The 11,457-nt window shown below is 37.6% G+C and carries 11 protein-coding genes and 1 riboswitch; all 11 genes read right to left on the reverse strand.

Annotation, left to right across the window (positions count from 1 at the left end):
* Positions 1-231 precede the first annotated feature (231 nt).
* Positions 232-786, reverse strand: coding sequence for an ECF transporter S component (locus N782_RS19500; protein ID WP_036824387.1), 555 nt, complete (start codon positions 784-786; stop codon positions 232-234).
* A gap of 4 nt (positions 787-790) precedes the next feature.
* Positions 791-1,213 (reverse strand): DUF4430 domain-containing protein, encoded by a 423-nt coding sequence (locus tag N782_RS19505; protein ID WP_036824389.1) that lies wholly within the window; start codon positions 1,211-1,213, stop codon positions 791-793.
* 276 nt (positions 1,214-1,489) lie between these two features.
* Positions 1,490-1,672, reverse strand: a riboswitch (cobalamin riboswitch).
* A gap of 96 nt (positions 1,673-1,768) precedes the next feature.
* Positions 1,769-3,544: an ATP-binding protein gene (locus tag N782_RS19510; protein WP_036824391.1), complete on the reverse strand. Its 1,776-nt coding sequence runs from the start codon at positions 3,542-3,544 to the stop codon at positions 1,769-1,771.
* Complete coding sequence (locus N782_RS19515) at positions 3,544-4,266, reverse strand: response regulator transcription factor (RefSeq protein ID WP_036824393.1); 723 nt, start codon at positions 4,264-4,266, stop codon at positions 3,544-3,546. Before N782_RS19515 ends, N782_RS19510 begins: the two co-directional genes overlap by 1 nt.
* Positions 4,267-4,379: 113 nt before the next feature.
* Positions 4,380-5,576, reverse strand: a complete 1,197-nt coding sequence (ccsB, locus tag N782_RS19520) for a c-type cytochrome biogenesis protein CcsB (protein ID WP_036824396.1) — start codon at positions 5,574-5,576, stop codon at positions 4,380-4,382.
* A 52-nt stretch (positions 5,577-5,628) separates the two neighbouring features.
* Positions 5,629-7,263 carry a cytochrome c biogenesis protein ResB gene (gene resB / locus N782_RS19525; protein WP_036824399.1) on the reverse strand — a complete coding sequence of 545 codons (1,635 nt, stop codon included), beginning with the start codon at positions 7,261-7,263 and terminating at the stop codon, positions 5,629-5,631.
* 27 nt (positions 7,264-7,290) lie between these two features.
* Positions 7,291-7,848, reverse strand: coding sequence for a thiol-disulfide oxidoreductase ResA (gene resA / locus N782_RS19530; protein WP_036824402.1), 558 nt, complete (start codon positions 7,846-7,848; stop codon positions 7,291-7,293).
* 56 nt (positions 7,849-7,904) lie between these two features.
* The gene (locus N782_RS19535) at positions 7,905-8,645 is read right to left on the reverse strand and encodes a pseudouridine synthase (protein ID WP_036824406.1); all 741 of its coding nucleotides are present in this window, start codon (positions 8,643-8,645) and stop codon (positions 7,905-7,907) included.
* A gap of 398 nt (positions 8,646-9,043) precedes the next feature.
* Positions 9,044-9,577 (reverse strand): spore maturation protein, encoded by a 534-nt coding sequence (locus N782_RS19540; RefSeq protein WP_036824409.1) that lies wholly within the window; start codon positions 9,575-9,577, stop codon positions 9,044-9,046.
* Positions 9,577-10,164, reverse strand: a complete 588-nt coding sequence (locus N782_RS19545; RefSeq protein WP_036824412.1) for a nucleoside recognition domain-containing protein — start codon at positions 10,162-10,164, stop codon at positions 9,577-9,579. Before N782_RS19545 ends, N782_RS19540 begins: the two co-directional genes overlap by 1 nt.
* Complete coding sequence (locus N782_RS19550; RefSeq protein WP_084103170.1) at positions 10,165-11,262, reverse strand: D-alanyl-D-alanine carboxypeptidase family protein; 1,098 nt, start codon at positions 11,260-11,262, stop codon at positions 10,165-10,167. It lies immediately after the preceding gene.
* Between the last annotated feature and the right edge of the window lie 195 nt (positions 11,263-11,457).

Raw genomic sequence — 11,457 nt, forward strand, 5'->3', positions numbered from 1 at the left:
GCCAGCTCGCCCGCAGGACGCGAGCCGTTTCCCACCCATCCCTAACCCTCATTAAGGATCGGACCATCCCCTTAACCAATCCAAGTCTTCCAGATTATGCTTCTCATCTGGAATAAGGCTATTTTGATTAGTTGATTCCAAAATCAACACCAACCAAACTTTAACAGAGCCTAAGATATAAAAAATCCTAGCACGTAAAAACAGTGCTAGGATACCTAGTAAAGAAACTAGTTAAGAGACATTACTTTTCTTGTAGCGATCCTTAATGTTATTCATAGAGAATGATGATTGCTTCATATCATTCCCGAAACGTTGAAATAACCTAGAAAGTACAGGATATAAAATAACAATAAATGCTACATTTCCAATAGCATGATTTGTGTCAAATGGAACTCCCCTTAGATAATAAAGCCAAAAATGATCACCGATGGTACCGTACGCAAGTGAAATGACAATGCCATAGAAGTAACCTGCAAGCCCACTAAAGATTGCGATAAACCATACAGGCAATTCACCCCTATATTTACCTAACAGACCACTTACGAGTCCAATGATAGCCCAAGCAATAATCTGGCTGAGTGTCCATACGCCCATTCCAAGTAACATATTTGAAAGTATAGTTGATAATACTGCAAGCGTCACTCCTGCTACTGGACCTAGCCAAATACCACATATAATAATTAGTGCTGTAACAGGCTGGACATTGGGAATATAGGAAAAGGCATAACGACCGACTGTCCCTAATGCAGCTAATAAAGCTATTAGTGTAAGCTTTCGAATATTCATTTACTTACTCCCAGCTATGCATATCAAACGTAATAGTGTCCCCTGGTTTTAATTCATATTCTTTAGCACCTACTTCAGCTTCTTTACCATTTACAGTATAAAACCAAGCCATTTTATCTTCTTCCTTGGCCTTCACACCTTCAACAGCTGTAATAAAACCACCACTATTATCCGTTTCTAGCTCAAAGTTTTCATCCATCACTTCAAAAACCGTTTGACCTTCTTCAATGGAGAGTTCTTTTTCTTCTATTGTTTCTTCACCATTATTCTTGGAAATGGTAACCTTTACTTTTTCTTGAGCCTCTTGTTGAGTCTCCTCATTGGATGTTGTTTCAGAAGTACTGTTACCACCTTCAGCCTGCCCACATGCTGCTAATCCAAATACCACTAAAATAGATACCATCCACATACGAATAAACTTAACCATTTTTACTCTCCCCTTTTGTAAGTATATGTCCATCCTTGATGGTGGGGATTGATTTCAAGATAAGCCAAAACTTCATTAACCATCCATGCTAGGACAAGAACAAAAGCGCATTAACATAAACACAAGCGAACACTTTTGTAATTGCCTCTATTAATATACAAAAAAATAATACAAAAAAAAGCTTTCCTTCAACTAGGAAAGCTTTTTGAGTACGACTGATATAGCATGAATCGTCATGTTCCATCTGGTCATCTCAAACGCTCAATCCTCGAAGCTTTGAAACACTTGAATTAGGCAGGTCTACTGACTTGTGTATCTTCCTACTAAGGGGCCTTCCCATATGATTACATACAGTGGATTCCCTTTTCGTACACACTTACAGTTGCGAGGACAGTTCTGGAATTAAACCAGATTCCCTTTTCAGCTCACAGTGTGAGCACCCAATCCATATTATGGTGTTGTTAGAATATATCGTAGCATACCTTCCATCAAAAAGGAAGGTGGTTTTTCTTATCTTGTTTCATACGAAACAAGATTGTTCGGCAAAACCTTGCTCTATTCTTGTTTTCGCGCAATTTTTATGAGGAAAGTTGTTCCTTCATTAAGCATACTATGGACAGATATTGTGCCATTATGTGCTTCTACGATATTTTTCGCGATAGATAGACCAAGACCCGTACCAGCTTTTCCTTTTGTACGTTTACGTGATTTGTCACCTTTGTAAAATCGCTCGAATACAAACGGTAAGTCCTCATCAGGTATACCAGCACCATGATCTGTAACAGATAGTTGAAGGTGATCATTTATTACAGATACACTCACTTCAACCTGACTGTTTATGTTCGTATGTCGAATTGCGTTATCTAGCAAGTTCGTCATCACTTGCTCCATTCGATCAGGATCTACATCAATATATTCGTCGTCCAACTTTTCATCCATATTTAATACAATTTCCACTTCTTGTTCATGAGCCATCGCTTGAAATTTTTTTATAATACGCTCAACAAATGGTTTTACTTCAACTTGCTCAATGTTCAATTGAATATGGCCAGCTTCCATTCGAGCTAAATCAAGCAATTCATTTACCAGCCTGCCCATGCGAAGCGATTCATCATAAATAATCTGTGCTAATTCATTTTTATCTTCTTTCGTTTCTGCAACATCATCTACAATGGCTTCGCTATATCCTTGCAGCATGGAGATAGGTGTACGAAGCTCATGAGAGACATTTGCTATAAAGTCTTTTCGCAGTTTGTCTAACCTACGTTCTTCCGTCATATCACGGATAACAGCTACAGCACCTCTTACATACGATTTATCATAAAGAGGGGTCATAATCACAACCCAACTTCTCCCTTGTACTGTAAATTCCGTCATAATTTCTTTTTCTAAGGAAATAACCTCTTGCAAAATGTTTTGTAGTTCTTCGGGAAGCATATCTTGTTCTTGGTATTGTTTATCTTTATTTTCAAAAAACCATGCTTCCATAAATTGATCTGCAGGAGGATTTGTCACGAGCATATGACCTTTGCGATTTAAAGTAATAACCCCATCGGCCATGGATCTTAATATACCGGATAACTGTTCTTTTTCTTGATTGAGAGCATTTATATGATACTTAAGCTGTCGCCCCATCCGATTAAAAGCTATGGCCAGTTCACCAATTTCGTCATGAGTTAAAATCGGGATCTTCGTGTTAAACTCCCCTCTTGCAAGCTCAAATGCTCCCTCCCTCATTTTAATAAGTGGAGAAGTAATTCTGGTGGAAAGGAAGAAAGCGAATATGGTTGTTAGGATAATGGCAATTCCCGCTCCTAACAAAATAATTTTTGTAGTTTCAGATGTAGTCTTTTCAACAAACTTCAACGATTGATATACAAAAACGGCCCCTTCATCATTGGTTAGTGGATACCCAACAATCATGACATTCGTGTTAGAGTTTGGTAATATATTCTCCTGCATAACACTAGTTTGTTCCCTTAATACACTAGTCAGATCTTCATTTTCTAAAATCCAATCCATACTAATTATAGGTACTGATTCGTCTTTGCTTTGTGAAATCCAATAATCTTGTTCATCAAATGCGATAACTATTCTACTGGAGGGATCTACAATTTTTTCTACGATAGATAAGGTAAGTTCACGATCATCTTCATATTCCTCTACAATAGAGGATACTTTTTTTGCGTTTTGCATCAGACGTTGCTCAGCTTGAAACACATGATAACTTTCAAAGAATTCTAGTAATAGAACAGTTAAAATAAATAATACAAAGGATACGAGAAGTAATATGGTAAACCAAAGTTTACCAACGACACTTCGCCAAAACATTACTCACCAACGACCTCAAATTTATATCCTACACCCCAAACCGTTACAATCATTTTAGCTGCTTCCTTTGAAACCTTACTTAACTTTTCTCGTAAGCGTTTTACATGCGTATCTACTGTTCGTAAGTCTCCGAAGAATTCATATTGCCAAACTTCCTTCAATAACTCTTCTCTGTCGAATACTTTGTCAGGAGATTTAGCTAAAAATAATAGCAGTTCATACTCTTTAGGGGTAAGACTAACGTCCTTCCCATCAGCCTTAACTCGATGGGCGTCGTTTTCGATCGTTAAATGATCAAATGCTAAGATATCCTTTGTTTTTGTGTCTGTTTGCAAGAATTTTGTAGAGGACGACCTACGCAATAACGCTTTAACACGAAGAACTACCTCTCTAGGACTAAACGGTTTGACGATATAATCATCTGTTCCTACTTCAAAACCTTGAACTCGATTAGCCTCTTCTCCTTTAGCGGTAAGCATAATAACAGGGGTTGCTTTTTTCTCTCTTAGTTCTCTACATACTTCTATTCCATCTTTCCCTGGCATCATTAAGTCAAGTAAGATAACATCAAAATCATCATCTAAAGCATATTGAAGAGCTTCATCTCCATCTTCTGCTTCAGTGACTTCAAAATTTTCTCGTTCTAAGTACATTCGAATTAATCGACGAATACGGTCCTCGTCATCCACTACTAAAATTTTTCCACCTTGTTCTTGTTCCATCAATAATGCCTCCTTGAGAGATATCTTTTATTAATGATAGTGATTAGGTCTATCTAATTGTGTAAAAGAAAGGCCACAAATCTATTGATCCGTAGCCTTTTTTCTATCAATCATTATGCATAAGAATGCAGACCGGCAATGACTAAGTTCACAGCAATAAGGTTAAACATGATAATAGCAAAGCCAATTACAGCCAACCATGCTGAACGTTCTCCTTGCCAGCCCTGCGATAGTCTAAGGTGTAAAAACACTGCATAAAATAACCATGTAACAAGAGCCCAAACCTCTTTCGGGTCCCAGCCCCAAAACCTATTCCATGCTTGTTGTGCCCAAATCATAGCAAAAATGAGAGCTCCAAGAGTAAACACAGGGAATCCTATTGCTACTGCTCTATATGAAACTTCATCTACTAAATCAGGATTCACTTTCGTTAAATACGGTTGTATGGCAGCAGCCACCCGTTTTCGTAAAATCAATAAAGTTAATCCATATAGAACGAGGCCTGTTAATAATGACCAAATAAATGTATTTAACTTACTTGCAGCTTTATCGCCTGACATCCATTCTGGCACATTAAAAATTGGCTGCATTGCGCCATTTGTTATTAATTCGCCATTGTGGGGTCCAGTAATTGCTGGCAACGTAAATTCGACCTTTGTTGGTTCAGCATTTTCCATCTCTGAAGGTATCTGAAAGGTTGAATCATATCCGATGCCTCTGAAAACAGATGTAATTACGATAAAACCTATTGTTGCATAAAGGGCATAAATTATAAACTCTAACCAAAACGTTTTCTTATTGAGCTTGGATTGATCTACCGACTTAATTAAGTAAATTAAACCTGCAGCAAAGCTTACAGCTAAAATAGCCTCACCCAAAGCAGCTGTCGTAACGTGAATGTATAGCCAATGTGTCTTTAGCGCTGGTATTAATGGAGATATTTCTCGCGGAAACATGCTCGCATAAGCAATAACTAATAAAGCAACTGGTAGAGTGAATAAACCTAGTAAATTTAAACGGTAAATAAAATAAATAACAATGAACGCTAAGACAAGCATCATGCCAAAGAAAGTTGTAAATTCGAATAGATTACTTACTGGAGCATGGTGACTAGCAATCCATCTCGTAATAAAGTAACCAACTTGCGATAGGAAGCCTATGATTGTAATCGTAATCGCAATATTTCCCGTTCGTGTACTAGCTTTCTCCTTTCCTTTAGTACGGATAGTACCTCCGAAAAAGAACGTAGCAATTAAATATAAGATAAAGGCACCATATAATAAATTACTACTTATAGTACTTAATTCCATCTTTTCCCCTCCTTAACCTCCCTACTATTTCACATCTAGTTAAATAGGGAGGTTACTCTTTCAATTCATTTTGATCGGTAACCATCGGTACATTCGTTCCCTCTACTATTTTTTCAAGATCACGTTTAATACCGAACCAATTTTTATTGGTATGACCGGCTATCCATACACCTTCCTCACGAGGGTGAATCCATATTCGTCTATGGTTCCAGTACATTCCCTGGATAACCCCTATCATAAAAATGAGGCCTCCGAGACCTAAAATAGGTAACGTTAAATCCTTAGTAATTGTCAGACCGGTTACATCTCTCGTTTCAAAATCTTTTAGTCCTACTTTGTATTGATTTTCTCCACTTGGATCCAGGTTAGCACCTATACCAACGAAGCTAACTTCAGGTTTGTCTGGATTATCTGGAGTGAATATATTAAACACAAAAGCAGGATTTTTAGGGTATTTTGATACAGACGTAGGTTCACCATTTTGCATTTCAAACTCTGGGAAGTAATTATCGACTGTTATACGAATACCGTTCTCTAGATTATACTCCGGTTTCGGGTCTACTAAATCGACTGTGAATGTATCTAGTTCTTTCTCGTCTTCATCACTTTTCTCGTGTATCTTAAAAGTCATAGTCTTAAATTCATCTAATTGATAAGTAGTTTGGTACAGAGCAAATTGATCTACCTTTATTGGGCGGTTTACCTGGATAGCACCTTCTTTTATCTTCTTCAATTCAGGTTCAGATCCTGGAAGCGCCTCATCTGTCCGTTCATAAAGTACCGCATTGGTTTGATAGTTCTTGACGACTGTACCACCTTGTTCTTCAATGGCTTCTTGATAACGCGGATCATCTTTATCATACGTTTCTACAAAAAAATCTTCATTTTTTATATAGTACTGCCGATCTGTACCGGGTATCTGTTTGGTTTCTCCTTCACGCACCCACATGCTCTCATCAATGTACATTGCAGGTACAAAACGTAATAGGGTACCTATAAGAAAGATGATTAAGCCTATATGATTTACGTAGGGTCCCCATCGAGCAAAGCGGCCTTTTTCTGCAAGAATATGCCCATCTTGCTCATATACTTTATATCTCTGTTTCTTTAACCCTTGAACTAGAGCTTCTTTATCTTCCTCTGTTGCTTGATCAGCTTGTCCAAATAAACGTTGTTTTGTAAGAAACGTTTCATGCCGTTTAGGCTTTTGCTTCTTCAACGCTCGATATAAAGGAACAAATCGATCGAGACTCGCAATGACAAGTGATATTCCAATGGAAGCTACAAGAAGCATATACCACCAGGATCCATATAGATCATGGAATCCTAACTGGTAATAGATTTTCCCAGCTATCCCATAATTTTGTTCATAATATTGATTTGCAGGCAATGGTGACTGATTATTTGCTTCTTGTGGGAATATCGTTCCAATAGCTGAAGCAATTAATGTTAATGCAATAAGCCAAACTCCTACTTTAACTGAGGAAAAGAAATTCCATATCTTATCGACAAATGTTTTATTATACGTTTGCGAACGTCTTGCACTACCATCATAGCGCATATTAAGTAATTTGTTTGGTTGATTTCCATTTATATGTTGGTTTCCTTCTATAGGCTTCCCACATGCTTCACAAAGAACGGTCCCTTCAGGGTTCACATGCCCGCATTCACACGTAATGTTTTTCATACCAAAACCTCTCAATCTGGTGAATGCTTATGATTCAGGTGTAATCTCCTGTAAATACCCCTCAATCTTATCTAACGTCAATGCTCCGATTACTTTATGTTCTATTTCACCGTCTGGACCAATAAAATATGTTGCAGGAAGAGACCCTACATCATACAACTCCATGACCTGTCCGCTTTTGTCTTGAACAATCGGGAACGTAAGGTCATGAGTATCGATGAAGTTCTCTACTACCAATTCACCTTGGTCTAAGTTTACTGCTAAGATTTCTACACCTTTCTTTTTATACTCAGGGTATAGTTGCTGCATGTAAGGCATTTCCTCTTTGCAAGGTGGGCAATAGTCTGCCCAGAAATTAAGCATGACACCTTTTCCTTCAAAATGATCTAATGTTAATGCTTCTTTGTCTTCTACATTAATGGTTTTAAGCTTGAAATTCGGTGCTTCATCACCAACTTGCAATATATCTTTTTTATCTTCTGTAAAATTAGAGTATAAGGCAAAGGCTACTGCAGCAAGCATAACAGTAAGCATCACGCTTCTAAATATAAGTCTTTTCTTCTTTTTGTTTGTTTTGTTTGCCATGCTACTCACTCCCCTCGCACATTATACCACTTATGAAGCAAATAACCTGTGAAAATTTAGTTAACATTTTCGTCAGCAGCTTTTCTTAGCTTCTTAACTTCATGAGGAGTCAATTCTCTACAGTCTCCTGGTTGTAGTCCTTGTGTTGTTAAAAATGCATATCTCTCTCTTTTTAATTTATCAATTGGGTAGCCTAATGCTTCGAACATACGACGAATTTGACGGTTCTTACCTTCATGTAACGTAAGTTGAATAATAGCTGTATTCTTCTTACGATCTGTTGAAATCACGCGTTGATGAACAGCTTTTAAATACTCCCCATCTATTTGGACTCCCTTTGTTAAGGAAGCTAACTCTTCTTTTGAAGGTATTCCTTTGACCTTAGCAACATACACTTTGTCAATTTGATGCTTAGGATGCATAAGTTCTTGAGCAAAACTGCCATCATTCGTTAGCAAAATTAACCCAGAAGTGTCATAGTCTAATCTTCCAATAGGGTAAATACGCTTATCTGTTTCAGGTACATAATCTGTAACTACTTTTCTTCCTTTATCATCACTCACACTGGATATTACACCGCGTGGTTTATATAATAGATAATACTCAGGAGCTTCCTTTTCAATAGGAACTCCATTCACTTCAATATCATCATTAGGGGTTACTTTTGTTCCTAGCTCTTTAACAACCTTCCCATTTACATTTACTTTACCTTCTGTAATAAGTTGCTCTGCTTTTCTTCTAGATGTTACACCACTATTCGCTATTACCTTTTGTAATCTCTCTTGATTATGTGTCATATTAATCTCCTTCTCGTTCATCTTTTTCCTCATCTATATAATGCAATTATTGGTCTGAAATTTCATAAGACAATAAAGAAAACTTGCCGAATGGCAAGCCTTTAGGCGTAGACAGAGGCTTTGTTGCACTTATACTTTCGCCCTTTAAATAATTTTAAAATCTCTGAAATAAAATCTCTGAAAGTGTAAAGAAAACTTGCCGAATGGCAAGCCTTTAGGCGCAGACAGGGGGTCTAGGTGTGCATGCTTTTTCCTTTTATAAATACCTCAAACTTAATAGAAGAATCTAAACCCTAAACCTTTATGTGTAGTTAGAGACATAGTTGTATATTATCTTCTTTAAATTAGGTAATAACGAAAAAGAAAGTAAACTCGTTAACATAAATATGGTAACGCTTTTAGCTACCAAAAACAATCGTCACTACTATTATTGACGCAATTATACCAATAAAATCAGCAATAAGTCCAACTTTTAGAGCATCTCCCATTCTTTTAATTCCTACCGCTCCAAAATACACTGTAATGATATACAAAGTAGTATCTGTGCTACCTTGCATCGTGGAAGCAAGCCTACCTATAAATGAATCAGGTCCATGGGTACCAATTAGTTCTGTTGTCATCCCAAGAGCAGCTGTTCCGGATATAGGTCGAACTAATGCTAGTGGAACAATTTCAGATGGAACACCTATTAATCCCAGAAAAGGACTTAATAGCGACACAAACGCTTCCATTGCACCTGAAGCTCTAAAAATAGCTATAGCAACCATCATCCCTAACAAAAAAGGAAGAAGAGAAAAGGCCATCTTCACCCCTTCTTTTCCCCCTTCCACAAACGTCTCATATGTTGGAACCCTTTTCCATGTGCCTACAAGCAAAACTAGCAATATTATACAAGGAATCATCCATGTGCTTACAGTTGTGATTACGCCCATTACTGCATCCTCCTCGATCGTAAAGAATAAAAAAATCTATCCACTAATACAGCACCAAGCGTAGAGATTAACGTTGCTATTATGGTGGTCGCAACAATTTCAGTTGGAGCTACCGATTCGTACTTCATCCGTATAGCGATAACTGTAGTGGGTATTAAGGTAACACTCGATGTATTGATTGCTAGAAATGTAATCATTGAACGGCTTGCCTCTTCTGAAGGATTAAGCTTTTTCATTTCCTGCATCGCCTTAATCCCCATAGGAGTGGCTGCATTTCCAAGCCCAAACATATTGGCTGATACATTCGATAGAATATAGCCCATAGCAGGATGATTTGGAGGAATATCAGGAAATAGTCTTGTGATAATAGGTCGGAACAACTTCGCCATTCCTTCCAGAAGGCCTGATGCTTCTGCAATCTTCATTAATCCAATCCAAAAGACTAAGACACTAATCAAGCTTATGGACAGCATAACAGCGTCATCCGCACTCTCAAATAAAGCCTTATTTACATCTCCCATAGTTCCATTAAACATAGCGTATAGAATTCCAATCACAGCCATCATCACCCAAATGATGTTAACCATTTATTGTACTCCTATCATTCGTTTAAATACTTCCACTGTTTCCTTCCAAAACGATGGTACTTTTGCTGGCTCAGCCATCAATGGTACGTCTGCGATTTTTTCACCATTTAATTCATATACTGCCTTGCCTAATACTGTGTTTACTGATTCTAGAAGGTTAGGTTTTAATGTGTACGTTATCTGTTCAATTTGATTTGCTTCTTCTTTCGTAAGAGGAACAATTACAGGTTCCCACAAGTAACCTAAAGCTCCCTCATTAGGTTGTTCTTCTAGTTGTAATTCGCCTTTATCTTGAATCTCCCGAAGATCGTAGGTTTCATATCCCCATTCAAACATATTTCGGTGATCGTTCCAGTCATCAGGTGCGTTAAGCGTTACCATGATTAATTCCATACCATCTTTCTCCGCTGTACTTACTAGCGTTCTTCCTGCTGACTTTGTATATCCTGTTTTCCCACCCGTACTATGATCATAATATTTTGTTAACATTTTATTTTTGTTGCCCCATGCATACGTCCTAGATTCTGCTTTATACGTTGTTGTGCTTGAAACCTTTCTGAAAATCTCATTATTCATAGCATATCGGGTCAGAAGTGCCATATCATACGCCGTTGAATAATGGTCTTCTGCATCTAGACCATGAGGGTTTGCAAAATGAGAATTATCCATGCCTATCCAATCTGCTTTTTGGTTCATCAAAAAAACGAAACCTTCTAAACTACCACCTACATGTTCCGCAATAGCTGTAGCAGCATCATTACCCGAACGTAGCATGAGTCCATATACTAAGTCTTTCAGCTTCATTTCCTCGCCTTGTTCTAAATATATGGATGAACCTTCCTCATAAACTGCACGTCTAGACACTTTCACAGTATCTTCTAGCATCCCGGATTCTATTGCTACAATTGCAGTCATAATCTTGGTTATACTCGCTATTTTCTCTTTGTTATGCGCCTGTTTTTCAAACAATACTCGTCCAGTAGATTGCTCCATCAGCACAGCATTTCTTGCTGACACACCAGGACTTGCAGAACTCACAATCGGGGTATGTACGATTACCAAACATAATAGAATGATCATAAGCCACTTCAATCTCAAGGGAAGATCCTCCATTCATTACTCTTTGTACTAACATATGCAAGGAGGACGGGCATATGTTAGTTAGATAAAAAAATAGCATATGAATATATCCAAAGCTTCATTAGTAACGTTGAAGAATCTCACTAAAGTTTGTATTGTTATTACATATAAGAGGCATAATCTTGAAGACTTGGATTCGAGATAAATTAGTAA

The sequence above is a fragment of the Pontibacillus yanchengensis Y32 genome (assembly GCF_000770635.1).
GTDB lineage: Bacteria > Bacillota > Bacilli > Bacillales > BH030062 > Pontibacillus > Pontibacillus yanchengensis.

Coding starts and splice junctions, on each gene's coding strand:
- N782_RS19500 (WP_036824387.1), bottom strand. CDS start 786: ATGAATATTCGAAAGCTTACACTAATAGCTTTATTAGCTGCATTAGGG.
- N782_RS19505 (WP_036824389.1), bottom strand. CDS start 1,213: ATGGTTAAGTTTATTCGTATGTGGATGGTATCTATTTTAGTGGTATTT.
- N782_RS19510 (WP_036824391.1), bottom strand. CDS start 3,544: ATGTTTTGGCGAAGTGTCGTTGGTAAACTTTGGTTTACCATATTACTT.
- N782_RS19515 (WP_036824393.1), bottom strand. CDS start 4,266: ATGGAACAAGAACAAGGTGGAAAAATTTTAGTAGTGGATGACGAGGAC.
- ccsB (WP_036824396.1), bottom strand. CDS start 5,576: ATGGAATTAAGTACTATAAGTAGTAATTTATTATATGGTGCCTTTATC.
- resB (WP_036824399.1), bottom strand. CDS start 7,263: ATGAAAAACATTACGTGTGAATGCGGGCATGTGAACCCTGAAGGGACC.
- resA (WP_036824402.1), bottom strand. CDS start 7,848: ATGGCAAACAAAACAAACAAAAAGAAGAAAAGACTTATATTTAGAAGC.
- N782_RS19535 (WP_036824406.1), bottom strand. CDS start 8,645: ATGACACATAATCAAGAGAGATTACAAAAGGTAATAGCGAATAGTGGT.
- N782_RS19540 (WP_036824409.1), bottom strand. CDS start 9,577: ATGGGCGTAATCACAACTGTAAGCACATGGATGATTCCTTGTATAATA.
- N782_RS19545 (WP_036824412.1), bottom strand. CDS start 10,164: ATGGTTAACATCATTTGGGTGATGATGGCTGTGATTGGAATTCTATAC.